This is a genomic window from Lysinibacillus sp. RS10, from assembly GCF_041956855.1.
Lineage (GTDB): Bacteria > Bacillota > Bacilli > Bacillales_A > Planococcaceae > Lysinibacillus > Lysinibacillus xylanilyticus_A.
The window spans coordinates 905947-928113 of the sequence record NZ_CP167122.1 but is presented as its reverse complement, the minus strand read 5'-3'; the positions used below and the strand labels follow the sequence as shown (position 1 = coordinate 928113).

The 22167-nt window shown below is 38.4% G+C and carries 33 protein-coding genes; 5 read left to right on the top strand and 28 right to left on the bottom strand.

Features of this window, described 5'->3' with window-relative positions; translation table 11 throughout:
• Window position 1: 1 nt before the first annotated feature.
• The 14 genes from ACB089_RS04730 to ACB089_RS04665 all read right to left on the bottom strand — a co-directional run bounded on the left by ACB089_RS04730 (window position 2) and on the right by ACB089_RS04665 (window position 8677).
• Window positions 2-406, bottom strand: coding sequence for a hypothetical protein (locus tag ACB089_RS04730; RefSeq protein WP_374965509.1), 405 nt, complete (start codon window positions 404-406; stop codon window positions 2-4).
• Window positions 406-693 carry a hypothetical protein gene (locus ACB089_RS04725; RefSeq protein WP_374965508.1) on the bottom strand — a complete coding sequence of 96 codons (288 nt, stop codon included), beginning with the start codon at window positions 691-693 and terminating at the stop codon, window positions 406-408. The genes ACB089_RS04730 and ACB089_RS04725 overlap by 1 nt, the downstream gene beginning before the upstream one ends.
• A gap of 70 nt (window positions 694-763) precedes the next feature.
• On the bottom strand, window positions 764-1006 hold the full coding sequence (locus ACB089_RS04720) for a hypothetical protein (protein ID WP_374965507.1): 243 nt from the start codon (window positions 1004-1006) through the stop codon (window positions 764-766).
• 2 nt (window positions 1007-1008) lie between these two features.
• Complete coding sequence (locus tag ACB089_RS04715) at window positions 1009-1686, bottom strand: hypothetical protein (RefSeq protein ID WP_374965506.1); 678 nt, start codon at window positions 1684-1686, stop codon at window positions 1009-1011.
• Window positions 1676-2101, bottom strand: coding sequence for a hypothetical protein (locus tag ACB089_RS04710; RefSeq protein WP_374965505.1), 426 nt, complete (start codon window positions 2099-2101; stop codon window positions 1676-1678). The genes ACB089_RS04715 and ACB089_RS04710 overlap by 11 nt, the downstream gene beginning before the upstream one ends.
• 328 nt (window positions 2102-2429) lie before the next feature.
• Window positions 2430-3023: an HNH endonuclease gene (locus ACB089_RS04705; RefSeq protein ID WP_374965504.1), complete on the bottom strand. Its 594-nt coding sequence runs from the start codon at window positions 3021-3023 to the stop codon at window positions 2430-2432.
• 121 nt (window positions 3024-3144) lie between these two features.
• Window positions 3145-3450, bottom strand: coding sequence for a hypothetical protein (locus ACB089_RS04700; RefSeq protein ID WP_374965503.1), 306 nt, complete (start codon window positions 3448-3450; stop codon window positions 3145-3147).
• Between the two features lie 2 nt (window positions 3451-3452).
• The gene (locus tag ACB089_RS04695) at window positions 3453-4406 is read right to left on the bottom strand and encodes a hypothetical protein (protein WP_374965502.1); all 954 of its coding nucleotides are present in this window, start codon (window positions 4404-4406) and stop codon (window positions 3453-3455) included.
• 31 nt (window positions 4407-4437) lie between these two features.
• Window positions 4438-4677 (bottom strand): helix-turn-helix transcriptional regulator, encoded by a 240-nt coding sequence (locus ACB089_RS04690; RefSeq protein ID WP_374965501.1) that lies wholly within the window; start codon window positions 4675-4677, stop codon window positions 4438-4440.
• A gap of 528 nt (window positions 4678-5205) precedes the next feature.
• The gene (locus ACB089_RS04685) at window positions 5206-6177 is read right to left on the bottom strand and encodes a hypothetical protein (RefSeq protein WP_374965500.1); all 972 of its coding nucleotides are present in this window, start codon (window positions 6175-6177) and stop codon (window positions 5206-5208) included.
• Window positions 6178-6770: 593 nt separating this feature from the next.
• Complete coding sequence (locus ACB089_RS04680; protein ID WP_374965499.1) at window positions 6771-7316, bottom strand: collagen-like protein; 546 nt, start codon at window positions 7314-7316, stop codon at window positions 6771-6773.
• Window positions 7317-7638: 322 nt separating this feature from the next.
• Window positions 7639-8001: a hypothetical protein gene (locus ACB089_RS04675; RefSeq protein ID WP_374965498.1), complete on the bottom strand. Its 363-nt coding sequence runs from the start codon at window positions 7999-8001 to the stop codon at window positions 7639-7641.
• A 187-nt stretch (window positions 8002-8188) separates the two neighbouring features.
• On the bottom strand, window positions 8189-8437 hold the full coding sequence (locus tag ACB089_RS04670) for a hypothetical protein (RefSeq protein WP_374965497.1): 249 nt from the start codon (window positions 8435-8437) through the stop codon (window positions 8189-8191).
• Window positions 8438-8449: 12 nt separating this feature from the next.
• Window positions 8450-8677 carry a hypothetical protein gene (locus ACB089_RS04665; RefSeq protein ID WP_374965496.1) on the bottom strand — a complete coding sequence of 76 codons (228 nt, stop codon included), beginning with the start codon at window positions 8675-8677 and terminating at the stop codon, window positions 8450-8452.
• 151 nt (window positions 8678-8828) lie between these two features.
• On the opposite strand from ACB089_RS04665, the gene ACB089_RS04660 reads away from it, so the two are divergent.
• On the top strand, window positions 8829-9077 hold the full coding sequence (locus ACB089_RS04660; protein ID WP_374965495.1) for an XRE family transcriptional regulator: 249 nt from the start codon (window positions 8829-8831) through the stop codon (window positions 9075-9077).
• A 70-nt stretch (window positions 9078-9147) separates the two neighbouring features.
• Here ACB089_RS04660 and ACB089_RS04655 read toward each other — a convergent pair whose 3' ends face one another.
• The 3 genes from ACB089_RS04655 to ACB089_RS04645 form a co-directional block, all read right to left on the bottom strand.
• Window positions 9148-9579, bottom strand: a complete 432-nt coding sequence (locus ACB089_RS04655; protein WP_374965494.1) for a DUF4259 domain-containing protein — start codon at window positions 9577-9579, stop codon at window positions 9148-9150.
• A 722-nt stretch (window positions 9580-10301) separates the two neighbouring features.
• The gene (locus ACB089_RS04650) at window positions 10302-11357 is read right to left on the bottom strand and encodes a tyrosine-type recombinase/integrase (RefSeq protein ID WP_374965493.1); all 1056 of its coding nucleotides are present in this window, start codon (window positions 11355-11357) and stop codon (window positions 10302-10304) included.
• A 143-nt stretch (window positions 11358-11500) separates the two neighbouring features.
• Entirely contained in the window at window positions 11501-11872 is a 372-nt protein-coding gene (locus ACB089_RS04645; protein ID WP_368637803.1) for a HesB/IscA family protein, read from the bottom strand.
• Window positions 11873-12053: 181 nt separating this feature from the next.
• Here ACB089_RS04645 and ACB089_RS04640 point away from each other — a divergent pair, with 181 nt between their 5' ends.
• On the top strand, window positions 12054-12746 hold the full coding sequence (locus tag ACB089_RS04640; RefSeq protein ID WP_374965492.1) for a DUF2225 domain-containing protein: 693 nt from the start codon (window positions 12054-12056) through the stop codon (window positions 12744-12746).
• Between the two features lie 53 nt (window positions 12747-12799).
• Here the strand turns inward: ACB089_RS04640 and ACB089_RS04635 are convergent, their stop codons facing one another.
• The gene (locus ACB089_RS04635) at window positions 12800-13036 is read right to left on the bottom strand and encodes a NifU family protein (protein ID WP_374965491.1); all 237 of its coding nucleotides are present in this window, start codon (window positions 13034-13036) and stop codon (window positions 12800-12802) included.
• Between the two features lie 83 nt (window positions 13037-13119).
• Here ACB089_RS04635 and ACB089_RS04630 point away from each other — a divergent pair, with 83 nt between their 5' ends.
• Window positions 13120-13455, top strand: a complete 336-nt coding sequence (locus tag ACB089_RS04630) for a YuzD family protein (RefSeq protein ID WP_374965490.1) — start codon at window positions 13120-13122, stop codon at window positions 13453-13455.
• Window positions 13456-13759: 304 nt separating this feature from the next.
• On the opposite strand, the gene ACB089_RS04625 is transcribed toward ACB089_RS04630, so the two are convergent.
• Entirely contained in the window at window positions 13760-14824 is a 1065-nt protein-coding gene (locus ACB089_RS04625; RefSeq protein ID WP_374965489.1) for an NAD(P)/FAD-dependent oxidoreductase, read from the bottom strand.
• 346 nt (window positions 14825-15170) lie between these two features.
• Here ACB089_RS04625 and ACB089_RS04620 point away from each other — a divergent pair, with 346 nt between their 5' ends.
• Window positions 15171-15407: a YuzB family protein gene (locus ACB089_RS04620; protein WP_368637806.1), complete on the top strand. Its 237-nt coding sequence runs from the start codon at window positions 15171-15173 to the stop codon at window positions 15405-15407.
• 176 nt (window positions 15408-15583) lie between these two features.
• Here ACB089_RS04620 and ACB089_RS04615 read toward each other — a convergent pair whose 3' ends face one another.
• Together ACB089_RS04615 and ACB089_RS04610 are read right to left on the bottom strand one after the other, a co-directional pair.
• The gene (locus ACB089_RS04615; RefSeq protein ID WP_374965488.1) at window positions 15584-16336 is read right to left on the bottom strand and encodes a TIGR01457 family HAD-type hydrolase; all 753 of its coding nucleotides are present in this window, start codon (window positions 16334-16336) and stop codon (window positions 15584-15586) included.
• A complete protein-coding gene (locus tag ACB089_RS04610) occupies window positions 16333-16785 on the bottom strand; it encodes a DUF86 domain-containing protein (RefSeq protein ID WP_374965487.1) in 453 nt (150 codons plus the stop codon). Before ACB089_RS04610 ends, ACB089_RS04615 begins: the two co-directional genes overlap by 4 nt.
• An 88-nt stretch (window positions 16786-16873) precedes the next feature.
• On the opposite strand from ACB089_RS04610, the gene ACB089_RS04605 reads away from it, so the two are divergent.
• Window positions 16874-17140, top strand: a complete 267-nt coding sequence (locus ACB089_RS04605) for a DUF3055 domain-containing protein (protein ID WP_100546184.1) — start codon at window positions 16874-16876, stop codon at window positions 17138-17140.
• A gap of 172 nt (window positions 17141-17312) precedes the next feature.
• On the opposite strand, the gene ACB089_RS04600 is transcribed toward ACB089_RS04605, so the two are convergent.
• From ACB089_RS04600 to ACB089_RS04570, 7 genes are all read right to left on the bottom strand, one after another.
• Entirely contained in the window at window positions 17313-17504 is a 192-nt protein-coding gene (locus ACB089_RS04600; RefSeq protein ID WP_175401764.1) for a hypothetical protein, read from the bottom strand.
• A 72-nt stretch (window positions 17505-17576) separates the two neighbouring features.
• On the bottom strand, window positions 17577-18104 hold the full coding sequence (locus ACB089_RS04595; RefSeq protein WP_374965486.1) for a D-glycero-alpha-D-manno-heptose-1,7-bisphosphate 7-phosphatase: 528 nt from the start codon (window positions 18102-18104) through the stop codon (window positions 17577-17579).
• Window positions 18105-18170: 66 nt separating this feature from the next.
• Window positions 18171-18536 carry a hypothetical protein gene (locus tag ACB089_RS04590; protein ID WP_374965485.1) on the bottom strand — a complete coding sequence of 122 codons (366 nt, stop codon included), beginning with the start codon at window positions 18534-18536 and terminating at the stop codon, window positions 18171-18173.
• Window positions 18537-18817: 281 nt separating this feature from the next.
• The gene (locus tag ACB089_RS04585) at window positions 18818-19171 is read right to left on the bottom strand and encodes a YutD family protein (protein WP_374965484.1); all 354 of its coding nucleotides are present in this window, start codon (window positions 19169-19171) and stop codon (window positions 18818-18820) included.
• Between the two features lie 32 nt (window positions 19172-19203).
• On the bottom strand, window positions 19204-20127 hold the full coding sequence (gene lipA, locus ACB089_RS04580) for a lipoyl synthase (protein WP_368637812.1): 924 nt from the start codon (window positions 20125-20127) through the stop codon (window positions 19204-19206).
• A 103-nt stretch (window positions 20128-20230) separates the two neighbouring features.
• Entirely contained in the window at window positions 20231-21031 is an 801-nt protein-coding gene (yunB, locus tag ACB089_RS04575) for a sporulation protein YunB (protein WP_374965483.1), read from the bottom strand.
• A gap of 35 nt (window positions 21032-21066) precedes the next feature.
• Window positions 21067-22161: an HD-GYP domain-containing protein gene (locus ACB089_RS04570; RefSeq protein ID WP_374965482.1), complete on the bottom strand. Its 1095-nt coding sequence runs from the start codon at window positions 22159-22161 to the stop codon at window positions 21067-21069.
• Window positions 22162-22167: the final 6 nt, after the last annotated feature.

Sequence of the window (22167 nt, the reverse complement as noted above, 5' to 3'; positions counted from 1 at the left end):
ACTACCATCCCACCCTTCTAAGTTCGGATTCGATTTCTCCTTCGATCCACTCCATCCACTTCTGTTGATTTTCTTGCGCTGGCTTATCGAGGAATTTCTTCTCACCGCTAACGTTTTTACCGCCTGCATTTTCTTCGTGGATGTAATAGGCGTAGTTAAATCGCCTTGATCCGCGTGTTGCGTTTGCACTAATCTCAACGCCAGATCCGTTACCTTCCGTGAATACTTCCGCAGTTATCTGCCTACGTAAATTGCTTGTATCTAACGGCGCAGCATCAACGGATTCAGCTTTCCAATCGTTTTTGACGTCTGTAAGCCCGTTTAGCAATGCCGTACCGACCGCATCTGGCGATTCCCTTAATGCTCGTTCAAGTTGAGATAAGTCGAAAGTAAATTCCGCAGACATTACGAGCCACCACCGTTCATTGCGCTAATAACAGAATCAAACTCTTTGCACACACGTTTAAATTCCTCGAGGACATCTTGTCCCTCTACTTGTTTGATCGCTAGTGTGAGCGCCTCTAATATTTTGCCTGCAGCTAATGACCATTGAGGATTTCTTACTACAACCTGTAATAATAAAGGCTTGATGTCGTTAGCATATCGAATGTAATCAGCATCAACTTTAAAATTGTGCTTGTCGATATAGTTAACGGCACCGCCAGCTTTCGCTACTATTTGCTTTCCGTCCATCTTCATATCCCCCTTTGAATAGAAAAAAGACACAACGTTTGATTAAAACGTCATGCCTTTGCATATTGCGTTATTCGGTTTGTTCTGTTTCATGCTCTTGTTGTGCAGCTCGTTTAACGTTTGCGTATAAAACACGCGAACTTAACGAACCAATTGCACTTGCGACTTGTAATGCGATCGCTACGTCCTGTTGCTGAATTGTACCATCTTGCAATTTCTGCTTTAAGCCAAATTCTAAAGCGCGGAAATTAGTACCTTTACCCTTCGCTTGTTTTGCCTGCAATGCTTCTACTTGTTCGTTATATTTGCTCATAATTATTTCGCTCCTTTAGTCTTTGTTGGTACTTCTGCGATATATTTAAAATCATCCGGTTTATGGCCGTTTGTAAATAAACTAATCTGATTGATTACTTCACGCACTCCATTTACAACTCCTTGCCTGCACATAACTTCCGCGGTACTTGTTGGATGCGCTATTGTCGGACTCTCACTCGTTTTACCTTGACTACGATTTGCTCTAGTTATTTCAGCTATTTCTTCACGTAAATATCCGTAAGCATCTTCACCATTGCGATGGTCAATAATACAGCTAATTAGCAAATCCCTCGCCATTTTTAATTTTGCATCGACAATCGGTTCATACTCCGCTCTAACTTTTGGTACAAACACATCTACGTATTCATTGACTACGTCTACAGACGAAATCTTACCTTCGGGCATAGCTGCGTGTGCTAAACGGGCATCGCGCTCCCGACGTGTGACAACCTCTTTTTGTAGTGCGATGTCATCGTCAATTTTAGTGAGTTGCGCAGTTGCATCTGTACCTTGTTTAACGCTTTCTGTAAACGTAACCTCATACTGCGTCTGCAACTCACTTAAACGTGTGCGAGCATTTGCTAAGTCTGTTTGATACTGCTGGTGTTTCTCTGCTCGTGCAGCGCCTTCTTCTCTGTAATCTTGCAATAATTTAAATTCGTGTGTCTTAATTGCCATCTGATTTTATCCCCTTTGTTTTTAGTATTTGAATAATTTTTTCTAGCTTGTCGATACACCACAATCGCCACGTCGGATTAACAGGCGTTGGCTGTTCGTCTTGCTTGTCCAATTCGAATAATTCGACTAACATTTCCTCATTTCGAGAAATCTGCTCGCGAGTCCCAACGACTTCTCTGCGGTAGATCACAGGATACTGAGCGCTCATTAAGTCGCGATACAACTCTTTGCTATCTGTCTGCAGCTCGTTTATTTCATACGCATATAAATCGTCTAGCAAGTCGATCAAATCGTCATAAGGCTTTGAGATTTCGCCAATTAAATTGGATATGCCACGTTCGTCAGTTTGGTAAATTAATAGTGAAATGAACGGAACCTCTCGCAAATTGACGATTGATAGCAAGGCAAAGCGCATTAGCGTCACTCCTTTCCGTTTGACCGTCTATGGTAATAGATTTAAGCAATTCTTTCGATATTAGCGTTTAAAAATATATACTCGACTTATTTATTAGGAAGGCTCATAATCGCCGTTTTCGAGCCGTTTTAGTACATTTTTAAGACCCCTATGTAAATTGTCTGGAATCTTGAATTGCACCGCGTGTAACTTTCCTTTACGGTCTGTGTACGTGGCCATGACCTTATAACCTTTTCGTTGCTTCAAGCGTCGAATAGCCTCGTTATGACCTGCGCCAACGTATAAAATGAAAAAGCCCGGTATTCGCCAGGCTTCGAAATCTCGGTTATTAGACAGCGGATTGCACCGCCTTTTGTTTTGCCTCATTACGTCGAACCTCTACAGCCTCGTCGCGTAAGTGACCTATCATTTGCTCGACTTCAATGTCGGTTAGTTTGCGGCCAATAAGACTGCCGATAAAACGCTGAACGAACGGACGTAGTAGTTCCGGTTTGAATCGGTCGGGATATTTATCGAATGCTTCTATCGCAAAAAGTCCATTCTTTTTATCATTACATTTTTTACATGCCGGAAGAACGTTTACAGGAATATTTGCTCCCCCATACGCCTTGCCGTCTTTCAACGGGAAAACATGGTCACACGTTGCAATAACACCTTCATCCTTGAGTGATACACCGCAAAACACACAGTCTTGTTCAAACAATTTTGCTATATATTCCCATGGCACGAGTGGTATTTTATCGCCCGCTCTTTTTGCATAAGCATTAGCTCTTACTCGATATATTTCTCCATTGACCCGACGATGTTCACTACGACAGCTTCTGCAGATATTTTGGTATCCGTTTTTATCTTTCGCATCTCTACGGAATAGCTCAATTGCTTTGGTCTCATTACAGATACGGCAAGTAAGTTTTTTATACATAGCGCTCACCTACTTCCATTGCAAGCGCAAGTCTTGTTTCGATATAAGCTAGTTTTGCGATTAATTGAAGGTATTCTAATGTCATTTCATATCTGCTCCTTTTCATTTCAAATGTTTATATTTACGCTACACACTCGATTGTGACGTCGAGATTTTGTCGCGCAATTACCATCTTCAAGTGATTCAATAAAGCCGCGTTCGGATTCTGCTGAATTGCATTGTACTCGTCAGCAAGAGGTCTGCTGTTAGTTTGGACGTGTAAAGCTACGTCCTCAAAAGGTTGCAACATACGAATGAGGGTTTTAAATGCTGGATAAATCGCATTACTACGTGAGAATGTTTTAGTATAAATGGTTCCATCTGGCATTTCGATTTGTACGTCATATTCTGCAACGTCAACCTGCGTAATTGTTTGTTTTAGTTTCATTCCTAAACTCCTCCAAATTGATTAAATTGTGTTCTTATTGCTTGTAACTGCTCACCATTTCCGCCAAATACTACGCGTGGGTTTACTGTGATCCCTTTCTGACGACGATCATTCGCGTTTTCGAAGAATCCAAACACTACTTTTCCGTCAATTTTCACGCGATTCATTGTCGATTTCAGCTTCGCAGCGTTCGCATATCCTAGTAATTCCGCCAATTGCTCTACATTCATAGGCTGTAGGCGGTCCGTGTCCGTTTCATCTGGATTGTGACAAACGATATTTGTTTCGAAATTTAAAAACGGCAATACTGAGTAGACTAGCGCAAGCTGTCCGACCGTTCTGCCGTTTGATAAATCGTATAAATCACGTACTGTTTTCTTAAACATTCGTGTATGTTGTAAATCCGCTGTGTGTGATTGAATTGACTTGATGTTTCCTCTGAAAAAGACAGTAGGATTCATGTATAGCGCTCCTTCTGACTCTGAAATGATACCTTCCTGGCAATAACGACTGAACAGTTCACGAGCACGTTTGCGACTAAGACCCGTCAACTTTTCAAAGCCTTCATGACTGATTACCTTACCGTTATCGTATTGCAATCGTCCTGTATTCCAAGCGATGTATGTCCCCAGGTACATTAGCCGAGCAATGTCAGCGTTATTTAATGAAGGGAAACGTTCAATTATTGTTCGTGACTGCTGAAAGAAGGCGAATACAAAACCTCCGTTTTCTTCTTCGTGAGAGCCTAATGCCTGAATTGATTCAATAGCACGATACTTGGTTTCTGTCATTTTTGGTACTAAGTCATGAGTGAAAAGATCGCCTAAATATTCTCCGGTTTCTAAGCTGTAAGGCTTTCCGTCTTTTACTACGTAGTTTTGTTTTTGCGCAATAGCCTTACGTCGTGTCGTTGGGTTTAATTGTACTAATTGTTTGCCTGCTGATAATGCTGTCATATCATATCTTCTCCTTTTCCTGATTCCGTTTTTATTTTTGTAAAGCGTCGGCTAGTTCGCCAAGTTCAGCGATAACCTTCGCCAAATGCTGCCTTGATTCATTGAATTTTTGAAACGCTTTATTTGCGACCATTGGTGTGAGGCGACGGTCGCCGCGTTCAATCGAGCTTAGCATCGTTGTTGAAATACCTAATTCCTTCGACAACTCGCTCTGTGTTAATCCTAATTCCTCACGATAATACTTGATTTGAGCTGCGTTCAATTTTGACATTTCCTCACCACCTCTAAAATTGTTGTGTAAATTCCTCAACTACTTTGCAAAATAAAAAAGCCGCCCGAATGGACCGCTTGAATTTATGTTATTTACTTCCTCATATAGCATAGATAACTAAACTGTATAAATGGTACTAAACGTTAGTCCTTCCCCCACCTATATAGCCAACTAAACGCCTAAAATACAACCTAGTGAACGAAAGTTTTTACTTCCTCACTATCTATGATACAAACTGCTCTAAAATATCGGTTGTTGCTTAAACTTCCCTTCATAAGGCATAGATAACTAAAGGGGTAAAATACTGGTTGCAACCGTCTAAAACATAAAACTTTTTTAAATCACGTTCACAACTTAGACACATTTAACGATTACCTTGCACTCCCTCACTATATAGACCAACTGTCGCCCTAAAGTATCACATTATTACTTCTTCATATACTAGACCGTTAAAAGTCGAATTGTATGCACTTTGGTACAGAAAACTTTTTACTTGTTTTATCCCTCTTGGCACAGAATAGTAATACGCTATTTTGTGACTCTTTTTTTTATGCGAGATAACATTTTTCTTAAATTTTCATAAGTAATATCTATTTTTTCAGCAGCATAATTGCGTGTAATTACTACACTTCCGGACCTAGTACAACTGTATTGGGTAAAGTCGCCAGCAGCACTATCTTGCTTTACTACTTCATACAGCTTATCTACAGCTGCGCGTTGAGTTTTAGTAAGTTTATGAACGTTACTCTCTGTAAGTTGGGGTAAAATCGCTCTATATAAATCTGTCGGGAATTTTAATGTAACGTGCATCGATCTTAGAGTGTCATACCTATCCTTACGATAAATTCGTCGTTTACCATTTCGTGCTAGTTCTAACTCTCCGAATTTAGTAGAGAACGCAGTATTCACATATTTAACAATCTCGCGCTCTGATCGGGAAGCATCTACATATTTCAATGCTCGTTCTAACGCTTCGAGTATATTTACTTCTACCTTACGCTCCGCCTCTGCTAATTTAGCTGACTGTTCTAATATGGTAGTCTCGTACTTTTTAAATTGCATCTTGAATGTATAATAATCGCTGCCGAAAACTTCTGACTCGATACGTGGCATTAGTTCGCGCAAGTTTTCAATTAATTCCGGCGTCAGTCTATAATAATATTGCCATTCATCGTGTTGTAAGATTTCACCTTTAAAATCAATTCCGTAATCAATCGCTAGTACAGATAGTATTCGGCTAAATTCCCTTGTCTCAACATTTTGTCGCTCTCCTCGATATTTTGACAAAGCGAAATCGCGTAGCGCGCGAATGTGATATGAAATATAATACTCATGGCGTGGTAAATCGATTGTTACCTTTAACTTATCTCCAATCTGCATATGCTGGCGCGTTGGATCGTTCATAAAATCAAAGGTAGCTCCGTACAAAATTTCATCAATTACTAATCTATCGCCACTGTTTTGGTAGTTTCTAATTCGTTCTCTGAAATCTGTCGTCATAATCATATCTGCTCCTTTTCTTCTCCTCAAAAAAAATTACCTGCCTTTTACGTCCCGAAATCGACGAATTACCTGCCTTTTACGTCCAAGCAGAAAACACAGTCAAACGCTTGTCGCTGTAAGGCTCATGACTATTTTTACATTATCTTGTCTATCTTATCAGTAGTATCACGTAAGGATAACGCCTAATATCAACAGTAACGATAAAGGTTCCGTTTGGTTGGAACAACCATTTAAAACCTTTGCGTCCTCATTTTGCAAAGAACGCAAAATAAGTCCGCGTCTATCTATTACATTGATATTATTACAATCACTAGATATCATCAATAATGTAATGAGACGGAGGCTTTAGCTGACGTAGAGGATTTGCGTTAGCAAAGACTCGTAATATCTTTTATCTTCTTAAACGTTTGTTTCGTCAAGGTTACTTTAAACAGTTATACCAAAGTGGAATTTTAAATTTCATCGCTATATTGAATGAATATCTGAAACATATTGTTTAAAGAAAAAAAGGAGTAATTCCTACCCAAAAGGTTAATCACTCCTAACTATGAAATCTATTGAAGTTTTGAAATGAAGAGAGTTTTATATCTCTAGACAATAGGACTTAACATTTTAAGGAGAATAGAAGCATTTACGTTTATTTGTGTGCCTCCTGCTAAAGTTTGAAGAATTACTGCTGCGGCAGAAGAATGATTCCTAAGTGTAAGAAACCCGCCGGATGGTATAGAAATTATTACCTGACCTGTGTTTTGTTGAGTACCAGCTCCTGAACCATAGACTGCTTGCGTAACCGGTGCACCATTTAAATATAGTGTGAATTGGCAATCTTCAACACCTGATACGATGAAAGTAACCTCGTAGATTCCCGGTGTGGTAACAAAAATTTGAGAGGTTCCTGGTACATGCGTAATACCCGGTGTAACTATACCTGTCGAATCAAAAATAATATCTGCCTCTACAGCTACAGTTTCAGGACCTAGATTATATATATAACCATATTCGCAAAGACCGCTACATGCTGTTGGTATTACAGGAGGAATAGAGCCCGTAATTCCACAGAGATCGACTGCTGTGAATGGTCCTATTTGGCTTCCACATAAACAGGAACGTTTATTACAGTTACTACAGTTATCCATTTTTTCACCTCCATTTGTAGTATTTTATTCGTGTGATAAATAGAGCAAAGGGCAATAGGCTATATTCAATTAATAATTTAGACATCATTATCGATATTATATTTCACATAAATTGGTAATACAGTTTAAATAATTTATATAAAGGTTACTGAACATTTTGCCTAGCTTATTTGCTACCGTTGGCGCGATAGCCTTTCCCTAAAGCCAGTTGGCGCTGACTCTAGCGTATTTATTGCCCGTAATGTTGGCGCAAAACGGACGACTCAACTCGTTGGCGTGAGTGAGTTTACTAATAACATTTCACCTAATATATCGTCCAAGGTCAATTAGAAGTCGTTATTACTTCCTCTAACGTTAACGTCATTTTAAAATCTCTTTTCCAGCGTCTGCTAACTTTCTTACGAGTGTTTACCGACGATTCAATTTCCCCTGTTACATTACGTAGTGGATTTAAAACCGCATCCAAGCGAGCCATTTCATCCTTCACTACTCGGCGCTTTTTAAGCGTTTCATGTAATTGAGTAACAAAGCTTAGAGCAAATTCTTCCGATGGATCAATTCCCTCTAAGTCGTGATACATACTACTAATATACTTATCTAGACGAGACAACTCTTTAGTTAATATGCCTCGCTGGTTGTTTAATTCCGACAATAATCCGTTAAATTTTGAATGGTACTCGCACATATTAACTCCCCCAATCGTTTATTCAGGTACAAATGACGTCATAGATAACGTCATCACACTTATTTAGAATGGAATAACGTCATTTTAAGCGTGATTTAACGTCATCCGGAACAAACTCCGTATAATTCACCGTATCAAATTCCTGTATCGGCAGCTGATACCGTAGTTTTCGGCTTGAAATTACGTATTATGAAGCTAAGCGATCAACTTGCGCCAATGCCAATAGAAGTTGCTCCGCTGTATAGTCGCTAAGATTCCCTATGATATTCGCTAATTCTGTTGTATAAACTAGATTGATATCCTGATCATTAATCATTAACGTAGCCTCACATTCATCTGCGCAAGTAATTAGCTGTACACCTTCCATCAATTGCGTTGTTACCATTGTCACTGAGTAGTTGTCGTCTAGAGTTACGTGTTCAATCGTTTGATTCATTTGTAAAACCTCCTATTTATTAATTGCTACAAAAACAAATGTTCCAATTGCTACATATAATGCTGTAGCCCCGTAATAACAGGTTTTCAAATCATCTTCCGAGCCATCATCTGCGAAGAAGTATCCCTCCACCTTTTGCGTTGTGTTAGTCGCTTGTTCCGTGAGTAACTTTACATACGATTTGATATAACCACGCTCAAACGACTGCGCTGATGCCTTACGTGTCGTTGCTTGCTTCATATGCTCACACCCCTAAACTAAATCATACTTTTAAAGTATTACTTATTACGTAATATTAATATATCATGGCTCATATATTACGTCAAGAGTAATACGTAAAAAGATTTAAAAGGTGTATTTGCGTGTTATAATACGTACTAGAGGTGATAATATGAAAATTAGAATAACACTTAATGAAACTTTGGAAGGTAACCGCAAACTAACACGAAACGCAATCGCAGTACAAGCTAAGATACGTCCAGCAACGTTATATGATATTGTAAAAGGAAATTCAAAGAGTATTACATTTGCGACACTTGGCGCAATCTTGGACGCTATGAATGAGCTAGATGATACGCGCAGCTACGATATATGCGATGTATTTGTATATGATAACGAAGAAAAAGCGCAAGCCGACTAATTGGCTGCGCTCTTTTTATTTTGTTCAGGGATAGAGAGAAATGTTATTGGAGTTGGGAGAGTTTTTTATGCTATCCAAGGCTGTGAAGCCGTGCCTCCAACTTGGCAATTAGCTGCTGCACATGTGCCCGCCATTCGTCCCAGCTCGACGATTCTCGCCACAGCTCCGCCAGATCCCCCTCGCAGTCTCCCTCAATATCAGCCCAAATCACATTCAAATGCTTCAGCAAAGACCCAAGCGCGGCTCGATCTGCTGTGAACGCCCGTACTTGTGTCAAGGAGTGCTCCTCCTCATGATCGTAGTCCATGCTGCCATTCTCCTGGAACTCGATATACAGCTCTGCGAGGGCAAGTACTGTTTCGTCATAAAGGAAATCGTCTTCTCGAAACTTCGCCATCAATTCGCCCAAATCCAACGTGTCACGAGGAAGCAAGTCCTCGATCGCTGTCAGTATATCCAACCCTTCATCGCTTTCCAATGCTTTGATTCCCCATGCTCCCATTCGGCTTCCTCCTTGTTTGCGTCTTTCTTTTTTCATTGTAAGGTGCGCATCCAATGCGTGTCAAACAGACTAATATCTAACCCAATGGGTATAAGGCTTTTAATAGTTTTACGCTTGACAACAGAACCCGATTTTTCAACAGAATGGCTGATGAAATTAGGAAATTGGCGCAAAGTTGTTACCTTATATCTAAAACTCAAAAAAGAGTCATAGACATAAAGTAACTACGCGATCATTCAACGTCATGGAGATTTATTGAGGTTGCTCGTCGCCTTGTTTCGTAGCAGACTTTCGTCTGTCACACTCTTACGCAATTATCGTCCTGCGTATGCGGTTGTCGTGAAGCTTGTCCGCATGAGTGCGATTACCCTGCCGTAACAGCCGATAATCCACCGCACCTTTTCAATTGGCAGATGCGCGCCTTCATCACAACCGTAAACAAGGAAACAGCTTGACCTGTGATATAGCCGAATTTACTGCGTTGGCTCGGCGTAACCTGACGTGTTTTTTAATGACGCTTAAACGGCTTCTCGTCAGTGAGCGTTCCTAAAAAAGACAATAGGAAAGCAGGCCTTTGACATTCTAATTTTTTTAAAGTAGAATGAAGGCATCTAAAATCGCTCGTATTAAGTTATGAGTGAAACACTTATGCTGGCAGGCATATTTGTGTTAAATCGGATTAAGAAAGGTCTAGCGTTGCGAGCGCTAGGCTTTTTCTTTTTTTATTTACGGAGCTTTGTTCTCAATTTCCGTAAAGGTGAATACTCTAAGTGCTTAACCTGTACATCACCGTCAGTCATCTGGACATACCTGCGAGTCATTGAAATACTGGAATGTCCTAAAATTCGCATTAGTGTATACGGATCACCACCATTTAAAATGAAATTGCGGGCAAACGTATGTCTCCAGGTATGTGCGGTACTTCGAATTTCTTTACCTACCCCAGTAACATCTCCGTAATACTTTAAACGTTTATTCATCTGCGTATCTCGCACTTCTTCACCGTAACAAGACAAGAAAATACGTTTAGATTCCGGGAAATGTTGCTTATTCTCGTCTACCAACTCAAATAGAAGTTTTAATGTATCCTGCGATATTGGAACAACTCTATATCGACGATTTTTATTAAACTCCGCACCTAAATGAATACAACGAGTCTTAACGTCAATTGATTCAGGTGTAATCGAAAGCAATTCATTCATTCGCATTCCCGTATCCAATAGACAGATTTGAAAAACATAATCGCGGAATCCTACGTAAGTTCGTCGATCGCAGGCGTTTATTAATGCTTCAATTTGTTCATCTGTAAACGATTCTATTTTATCTACATCATCTTTTTGGCATCTGATATTATCCATCGGACTTATGCGTACCATATTCTCCGCCTTCCAAAAGTTAAAGGCCACTTTTAAAGCTCTAATCCGCATATTAATAGTTGCAGACGACAAACCTTTGCCGTAGTCACCGCTCATGTATTTGTGATTCTTAAAACGCGGTGCTTCTTCTGTTAAATATCGAATGTAATCACGGCACATTGTCGATGTAATATCGTTTACATAACGAACTTTATAATCAGCCTCGAATAACCATTCGGTAAAATAACGCCATGTGTTCGAATAATCCTCTTGCGTCCTTCTTCGGATACCTTCGCCAATCTTAGCAGTAATGAAATAATTCCATGCGTCAGACAGACCGATTCTATGAACGGTCGTAATCGATTCATTTTCCCGTGTCTCTACTCTTGCTCTACGTCGTTTAATAGAACGGTTTTCAGACATAAAAAAGCGCTCCCTTCCGTATCGTTTTTCAATACGTAAGAAAGCGCAGTTTAGCGTAAATATTCATATATCCGATAAAAACCAACTAACAACTAGTCGGTATAAATACGTAAGCATGACGTTCTACTGTCCGTTCAACTAAATTAATCACAAATCTCAGGTGTACCTTCGCGTTTTGCTGTTTTAAATGACGTGCCACAGCCGCATGATGCGATTGCATTTGGATTATCGATGGTGAAGCCACCGCCCATTAGCGATTGTTTATAGTCAATTTTTGTTCCCATTATAATCGGCGCATCTTCACGGGAAACAAGAATTGTTAAACCATGTTGTATATCTTCAAAATCATCTTCTTTTTTCTCTTTATCAAAATGCATGCCATACGATAGACCGCTGCATCCGCCACCATTAACAACTACACGTAAAAAAGATCCTTGCTCTTCATTGTGCTCCATCATTTCATTAATATGAAAGATTGCAGCTTCAGTAACTTCAATTACTTGCTTACTTGTCATCCCAATCACCTTCCTTATTTATTATCATATCAATTTTGACTATTGTATGACAAACATTCAGCTCAAGAGGGTTTTTAGTAAAAATTCTAATATTTTTCACATTATAGGTATTTTTTATTCATGTTTATAAAAACTACCTTGGTATAATAGTTATACTAAGTCAATGAAAGAGGTATAAAATATGGAGATTTCACCTTATTACGAAAAAAAAATTCAATGTCATAATTGTCAAAAAGAATTTCCAACATTAAAAGTACGCTCTAAATTCATAAAAGTAGATCATACAGAAACAGATTTTCACCCTATCTATGCAGACGGTGTAAATGCCCTTTATTATAATGTATTTGTTTGTGAGCATTGCGGCTTTTCATTTACAGAAGACTTTACAAAATATTTTGCGCCTGGCACACAAGATGAAATTCGCGCGCACATTACTGAAAAATGGGTTCATCATGATTTTAAAGGAGAGCGCACTGTATTCCAAGCGATACAAGCTTATAAATTAGCATTTCTTTGCGGTACAATAAAAAAAGAAAAATTTGTCGCAATAGCGGGACTTACCTTGCGTCTTGCCTGGTTATATCGTTCACTTAAAAACGAAGGCCAAGAACAACGCTTTATGACACTGGCTAGAGATTACTATATGGATTCTTATTCCACTGAGGATTATAGCTCAACTCAAATGTCAGACGTACGAATTATGTATATGATTGCCGAATTATCACGACGTATCGGTGATTTAGAAAATGCGACACGCTTCTTTTCAAAAGTTATTGAAAAGCAAAGTCATGGCGGAGAAGCAAAAATAATCGATATGGCTAAAGAACAATGGGCAATTATTCGCGAGGAAAAAGAACACGCTCGCCAAATATAAGAAAAAAAGTTCTAGTCTGAGAAATCAGCTAGAACTTTTTTATAATCAATCGATTAGAATACTTGCTCAACTTCAATTATACCTGGTACTTCTTCTAATAATGCACGTTCGATACCAGCTTTCAGTGTAATTGTTGAACTTGGGCAACTACCACATGCACCTAATAAACGTAATTTTACAATGCCGTCTTCTATATCTACTAATTCACAGTCTCCACCGTCACGTAGTAAGAATGGGCGTAATTTATCTAATACTTCTTGAACTTGGTCGGTAATTGTTGCTTCAGCCATTTGTCTCGACTCCTTTCCTTATAATGATTATAATGTTAGCAACAGAAAAAATCCAATATAGAATCACAAGGAGAGGAAATACTATGGAACAAACAAAACCGATGATTGAAATTTATGGAACAGCAGTAATTTGCGCGAGCTGTGTCAATGCGCCATCTTCAAAGGATACATATGAGTGGCTACAAGCGGCCATAGATCGAAAATATCCAAACCAAGCATATGATATTCGCTATATCGATATAGAAGGACCAATTGAGAATGAGCGCGATCAAGATTATGCTACACGTATTCAGGAAGATGAATTTTTCTATCCTCTTGTTCTTATAAATGATGAAGTTGTAGGGGAAGGCTATGTGCAGTTAAAGCCTGTATTCACAACACTTGAAAACTTAGGCTTCACGCCAGACGAAACTGTATAAAATGAAACTTTAATCAGTGGGGGTTCTTTATCCCCACTGGATAAATGAACACAAGCTAAAACCTTCACATCCTGTGAAAACCCTTGTGTGACCAACATCCTGTTGCCCCTAACCAATCGGGCCTTTACGGGCCGTTCATCTTCCCCCTAATTTCTTTGCTTTCGATGAATTTTGAAGTGAGATTCTTGTACCTGACGCTTCGCTTTTGGTACAGATAAATTACTGCCCGTTAATGCGGGATAAAAAATAAGGGATTGCTTCGAAATTTATTTCGAAACAATCCCTTTTTATAAGGCTCAACGAATTAATCATTTTGACGTTTGTAATACCATAATAATCCTGATTTCATCAAGCGAGCAATACGTCCTGTTACTGTTGTATCTGCTAAATATACAAAGCCTTGTTTTTTACCAAGGGCTCCCATGAAACCTTTTAATTTAATGTCAGGCATTTTCTCAGGTAAGTTTTCGCCTTTCCAACGCATGCGAAGTACTTTGACGATTTGTTCTGCTTGCTCCTCAGCTAACTGAGCAGTTGGAGGTAAATCTGAAGCAGCACAGTCACCTACAACATATACATGCTCATCATCAAGAAGATTGAAATATTGTGTTACAAGTGGACGACCTTGTTTATCTTTTTCAACTCCCAAATCGCGAACAATTTTGACAGGCTGTACACCAGCAGTCCAAACTACAGTATCGAGTGCAATTTCTTCTTCGTGATTGTAAATTTTACCTTGCTCAATTTTTGTAATATTTGAATTGGCAATGACTTCAACATTATGTTTCACAAACCAGTCTTTCACGTATTTACTTAACTTTTCTGGGAAGTCCTTCAAAATACGAGGACCACGGTCGAATAGCTTTATTTTTAAATCTGATCGACTTTCACGTAACTCACTTGCAAGCTCAATACCACTTAAGCCAGCACCTACAATTCCGACTGTAGAGCCTGCTGGTAAACCACAAAGTGATTGGAATGTTGAACGTGATTTCGCCATTGTCTGAATGCTATATGTGTACTCCTCTGCACCTGGTACACCATGATATTTATCCTCACAGCCAAGACCAATTACTAAATCATCATATTCAATACGTTGACCATCTTCTAGAATGACTACTTTTTCCACACGATTAATTTCAACGACTTCTCCATAGACAGCCGATAAACGTTCATGCTCTGGGAAATCTACACGAATTTCTTTATCTGTTGCAGTCCCTGCTGCTAATGCGTAAAATTCTGTTTTTAAACTATGGAAAGGGGCTCTGTCTACTAGCACAACTTCTGTGTCTAATGGAATGTTTGGTAATAATCGAAGCATAAGACGCATATTGCCGTAGCCGCCACCTAAAAGTACTAATTTACCCATAATAGTCTCCTTTTATATCTCTTGTAATAATTGTTCACAAAGTATCCACAAATGAGTATAACCGATTGTGAGAAGTTTCACAATATCAGAATGCAATTTTGTGAAAGTTTTCACAAAATGACTGATAACTTGCTCTTTTCTAACGATATTTGCATCATTTACTACTTAAAATACGCCAAATATATTGTTTTCTGTTACTTTATTCTTGCACAAATCACTTGTCCCTGTAGCTTATTTTTGTTTACGTCCTAATATAGCACTTAGTATTTGCTGTTGTTCATGATAAATTTAAATCATTGACGAATGTTTTAAAAGCGAGTAGCATTACTTTGGTGAGGTGACATGTATGAATCCAATGGTTGAATTTTGTATAAGTAATTTGGCAAATGGCTCTCAAAAAACTTTTGAAATACTAGAGCGCGATCCTAACATTGACGTTTTGGAATATGGCTGCCTCAGTTACTGTACAAAGTGTTCAGAATCATTTTACGCAATCGTCAATGGTGAATTAGTTGAGGCAGATTCTCCTGAAGCGTTGACGAATGCTATTTATCAATTTATCGAAGATAACCCTTTATGGTAATGAAAAACCTTCTACTTATAAATTTGAACATATGAAAAGGATGTTATGCCAAAAAATTCGACATAACATCCTTTTTTTTGTTTAGTCCCAATAGACTAATCAATTATACCTCGGCATAATTGCGTCCGGAGGCTTTAACTTCTTTCAGCAGGTGTCCAAACACCTGCTGAAAGAAATTAAACTAAAGCTTCCACTACATAAGTAGGCTGCTGCTCTTTTTCTAGCACAACCTTTGTTGGGGTAACACCTGTATTAACATGGATTGTGTCACAGCCAAAACGAATGCCACACATTATATCTGTGTCATAATTATCGCCAATCATTACCATCTCATCTTTTGCAAAGCTATGCTCTGTCGCAATGACTTCAAGCATTGCAGGTGATGGTTTACCGATGTAGATGGGCTCAACGTCTGCAACCTCACCTACTAATCGGGCGAAGGACCCATTCCCCGGGAGAAATCCATATTCTGTAGGAAATTTAATATCTTGATTCGTTGCGATAAACGTTGCTCCATTTTGCACGGCAATCGTCGCTTTTGCAAGTGCCATATAATCTAGATTTCGGTCAATCCCCATAACAAATACTTCCGGCTCTTCCTCGATAGGTTCAATGCCTTCATTAAATAACGCTTTACGTATACCATCAGAACCTAACATGGCCACTTTTTTGCCTGGGAAATTCAACGCTACATATTTCGCTGTAACTAATGCACTAGAATAAATATGCTCTAACGGTGCTTCCACACCAATAGCGCTTAAAGCTTCCTGCAGCTGCTCTCTTGTCTTAGAAGAATTGTTTGTTACGTAAAATGGCTCAATTCCTGCTTGTTGTAAACGATGAATAAAAGTAATCGCTGAAGGAATAGCTTCCTTTCCACGGTAGACTGTACCATCTAAATCAAAGCAATATGCCTTGTACGTTTTCATTGATGATCCTCTGGCAAAAATGCTGAAACAGGGCCTAGTTCATTTGTTAAATAACTACTCACGGCAGGTGAAAATTGCTTTAACACAGATAGATTCGCTGTTAACACATTTACAACTTCCTGAATATCTACATCTATAAATTCACGAACAAGCATTTTACGTAAGCCAACTACTGCTTTTAGTGGTGCTTCCATTTCAGTAGATACGACTTTTTCATCGATTAAAATATCAATAATATCCTCATAGCTTCCTGGATCACGCATAATGAAGCCGTCAATCATTAAATTTCCTACATCCATCATTGACTCCATCACATTGTGACCAATTCGCTCGATTGCTAATTTCTTAATATCATTTTCTAGCCAGCTATCTTCTGACTCTAAAATTTCTAATAGTCCATCTAAATACTGTAAGTTTTTTGTGATTTTATTACGATCTACAAAATACACAAGGAAAGCCCCCATTCAAATCTTTAAAAGTTGATAGTCATTTCTCTTCTATAGTACCATATCTATAGGACTGGAAGGAGATTAAAAGATGGAACGCTTTTTTTTATATGATGATGTAGAGGATACGAAAACACGCTTTGTTAGTTTTGCTGGAAATAAGTTACGTTATGATTTAGCCATTTTGCAATCAGGTCGCTTCTTTGGTAAAGTGCTTGTCATGGATATCCAATTTGGACGCTTTGCTATAATTGGCCCAGATGATATAGAAGAGCCGGGCTACCTAGAACATGTATACAATCGTACAGAAGAAGATACAGTAGAACTACGTGAATATTTACGTGAATTATTGAACTAACACCCTTGATTGGGTGTTTTTTTATGCTTCCATAATAAGATTCAATACAAAAAAATTCCGCTCTTTCTGCAAGCATATAGTAGCTTTGTGCACCGTTCGGCAGAAGGTAAGCGAAATTTTTTTGTAAATATCTCAAATTTAAACCTGAATGGAGAGCATTTATCGGGCCATTCTACTCATTATTATTTACAATTGCAGGATTATCCTTATTGTGAGGCTTGTCTTTATTTTCATTATCATTTTGCTTTTTCGCTTGTTGATTTTGTCCAATGACAGCTAAATCATCTACACTAATATCAAAGCCATAACCATATTCTTCTCGGTCTAACGGTTTTTTATTGCGTTTTTCTTTAGTCAAATTCATCACCTCCAATAAATAAATTATCCTTTTTTAATGGATTTATACGTATCTTGGATGATGCTTTGCTACATCGAATTATGCTGTTGTATCCTTTATAATCCAAACAGCAGCACTTATTAAATCTGGAAAAACGGCATCGGCAAGTGGATCTTTCTCACCTAAGAATACTCCCTTAGTCCCTGCTCGTTTACCTGCTATAATATCTGTATCCGTATCTCCCACCATATAGGATTGTGTTAAATTAATATTATACTTTTCACCCAGATCAACGATTAATTTACTATTGGGCTTGCGGCAGGCACAGCCCGACTTTGGTTTATGGGGACAATATACGACTTCATGAATAGTAGCCCCTTCCTTCTTCAATTCCTTCATCATGTGCTCATGTATTTTTTGAAGCTGCGTTTCTTTCATATACCCTAATCCAACCCCACCTTGATTGGTTACCACAAATATATAGTCAAAGTACTTATTCAATTTTTTTATAGCTTCCGGGACATGCGGCAGGAAATAAAGATCCTTAGGCTTATTCACAAATTTAACGCGATTCGTTAAGACTTCATTGATGACCCCATCACGGTCCAAAAATACAGCTTTTTTCATCTAAACAACACACACCTTTAATATAAAATAAGTAGGTTGGTATAAAAGTCAAAAAATGCAGGCCCATCACCATAACGTGTGGTTGATTTCCGTTCCGACTGGGCGCTTTGCCGCTGACGCTTCGCTTTCGCACAGATAAAACATTTGTTGCTGACGCTTCGCTTTCGCACAGATAAAACATTTGTTGCTGACGCTTCGCTTTCGCACAGATAAAACATTTGCCGCTGACGCTTCGCTTTCGCGCAGATAAAACATTTGTTGCTGACGCTTCGCTTTCGCACAGATAAAACATTTGTTGCTGACGCTTCGCTTTCGCACAGATAAAACATTTGTTGCTGACGCTTCGCTTTCGCACAGAGCAAAGCTTCCTGGGGGCGTCCGATGAGCCGCTTTTGTTGTTGCTGACGCTTCGCTTTCGCACAGATAAAACATTTGCTGCCGCTACGTTAGCAACAGGATGTTGGTCACGAAGGCGTTATCACAGGACGTGATGATTTTAGCCTGCGTTCCTCTATCGCTGATTCCCAAGGAGTCGCCCAGTCTCCACTCCAATCAACCGATATACATGGTATACGTTTCAATAAATAACATCCCTAATTTTTGGTAATAAAAAAATAAAGCATTTTTTAATCATTTATTATTATTCCCAATTATAAAAAAACCTATCACTACAAAATAAAAACCTGATGCAAATTACATCAGGCTTGAAAAGTTTATTCTGCTAGTCGTTCATTCTCAACAGGCTTTGTCACTTCGCTCGCTTCACTCACTACAACTTCTGGCTGTTGAATAGACTTACCGGATTTGTGCAAAACAAAATATGCACAGCCAAAATTACAATACTCGTATAAGTAATCTTGAAGTGTACTAATTTTTGTATCGAACGTAGCTTTCTGGTTTTTATCGTCAAAAAAGCCTTTTAAGCGCAATTGATTATAGCCCCAGTCGCCCACAATATAATCATATCTGGCTAAAATATCTGAGTATCGTTCCTTGAACACTTCTTCTTGAAAAGCTTCTCGGTAATCTTCAATAAGCTCGTATTCATATCCTTCAATATTAATCAAAGGGACACCACCTTCTATTTCAACATATGTTTTTACAGTTCTGCATGTAACTGACGTGCTTTTGTTGCTTCGTTAACTTGTTCATCAGCATGATAGCTACTACGTACAAGTGGACCTGCTTCACAATGCTTGAAACCTTTTTCCATCGCTATTTTACGCAGTTTACCAAACTCTATTGGAGAATAATACTTTTTGACAGATAAATGCTTTTTCGTTGGTTGTAAGTATTGGCCAATTGTCATAATATCTACGTCATTTGCTCGTAGATCGTCCATAACTTCTATAATTTCTTCCTCTGTTTCCCCTAAGCCAATCATTAAAGATGACTTCGTAGGGATATCTGGCTGCATTTCTTTTGCTAAACGCAGAAACTCTAATGAACGCTCGTATTTTGCACGTGCACGTACTCTTGGCGTTAAGCGACGCACTGTTTCAATATTATGATTTAAAATATCTGGCTTCGCATCCATTAAAATTTGAAGGTTTTCTTCCAAGCCACCTAAATCAGATGGTAATACTTCAACAGATGTAAGCGGACTTTTACGACGAATCGCACGCACTGTTTCAGCTAATACTTGTGCACCGCCATCCTTTAAGTCATCACGTGCTACCATTGTAATAACAACGTGCTTTAAGTTCATAATAGCTACTGAATCTGCTACGCGTTCTGGCTCTGCTAAGTCTAACTCATTTGGCAAACCTGTTTTAACAGCACAGAAACGGCAAGCACGCGTACAAACCGACCCAAGAATCATCATTGTTGCTGTACGTCGTTCACCCCAGCATTCATGAATATTAGGACAGCGTGCTTCTTCACAAACTGTATGCAGATTTTTTTCACGCATGAGCTTCTTTAGCCCTTTATATTCATCATTTGTGTTTAGTTTTATTTTTAGCCAATCTGGTTTTCTTAAATGTTGTTCTTTATCTTTGCTTGTAGGTTTACAAGATGTCATACGAATATCGCCCCTATCAAAAATATGCATTTTTATAAAACTATCTTCACTGTTGTCAATGTAACATAATATATGAACTCCAACAACTATCACAGTAACTTTTCTATTGGTCATTAGTAAGAGGGACTTCAATTGACGGCTGTGTTGCTCCTTCTCCATTTGAATAAACATTTGGCACTTTACCCTTCACTATGCCCATTGCTACTGGAATATCCTGAGAAACTATAGCGGTTTTACTAGCAAAAGGGACAATAATTTGTACATTTACCTCTAAATGAATTCCTATCTTCACAAATGCACTATTAATACCATATTCCTCTATTGAAGAAGTAACATCACTATGCACATTACCAATTACATGGAAGCGCACTGGAATTTTAGGTCCTAAATTCCCGAGTAAAGGGATATTGGCCGCCTGGCTGATAGGTACATAAAATACAATTCCTTCCTTCTCTTTCATCTTGTTGTAATCATATTCTATGTTATCAAGATTTGGTAAATCCGATAACTCCCCTTGCTCTGCCTGTTCTAAATTCATTTTTACTTGCTTTACCGTTTCGGCACGAACTCGATTAATCATTTCTGTATTAATTTTCAAATTAGAGTTATCACCAGGGGATACTTCTACAATAATATCATTAATATCTAAAACATTTGATGTGGCATTACTGACAACATAAGAGGCAATCTTGTTCGTTTGTACTTCAGCATACTCTAAATAGGTTGGCATAAGCCTTTCATTTAGAAGATAAATAAATAAAAAAACACCAACAATAACACATACAATTAATAAGGTTAAACGATTTAATCGACTTCCCTTTTTTCGATAGTTTCCAGAATTGCTATATGATCGTAATTTCATCCTTTTTCGAGGGAAAAACAAAAAAATCTCCTCCTGTTCCATAACGTATGAACAAGAGGAGATGTTTATTCGATTTTCTATGGTATATAATCCGCTTCAACACTTTCAATTGTTACGGATGGGTAGTCCATTAAATTAATTTCATATGTAGCTGCCAATACTTGATTTTGCTTCTCAAAAATACGAATCCACGGTAATGCTGCACAAGATGTATTTTGTCTTGATACAATACCTCGACTCCCATCTGATAATTTCAAAATAACACCGTTTGGATAATGGACAACAGACTTTTTCAATGCTTGCACAATACGTGCATCGTATATAGTTCCAGAGCCTGCTTCTACAATTGCTAGGCCCTGAGAAGGTAGCATTTTTTCACGATATACACGACTTGTAGTCACCGCATCAAAGACGTCTGCTACACCAATAATTTTTGCAAACGGATGGATTTCAAAATCAACTAAGCCCCTTGGATAGCCACTCCCATCAATTCGTTCATGATGTTGGAAGGCACAGTGTGCGACAAGCAATGATATGGAATGTAAATTACGTAACAAATCAAAACCATATCGAGTATGCTGCTTCATCGTTTCAAATTCCTCATTCGTTAGTTGCCCTGGTTTTGTTAGGATCTCTATTGGTACCATCAGCTTCCCAACATCATGTAACAAAGCGCCAATCCCAATCAAACGTAAATCCTCAGCGGAATATCCAAGCTCTTTAGCAATTGCTATCGAATAAAGAGTGACTTGAAAGGAGTGTTGATATAAATATTCATCAAATAAATAAGCATCTGTTAGTATTGTTAGAATTTCATCGTTACTACTAATTGCAGACAATAACTCATCTACAATTGAAATAATTGCTTTTGATTGCTTGTCAAGTACATAAGAGGCATTTACTGAATTTAAACCATTGATTGATTGGAAAGACTCTTTAATGGTTGAAATGGCTTTATTTCGAATAACAGTTGGAACGGTTTCCTTAACCTCAATACCTTCAGAAATTTCATCATTTATATATACATAATGTGTATTTAATTGTTGCAGTCTTTGAATAATACGTGCATTAATGACAACGTCTTTCTTTAAAAGAGGGTGTCCTGCCTCATTCCAAATGGTTCTCCCTAATAGCATTCCTTCTTTTACTGCATCGATTGAAATTAATCGCATGACCTC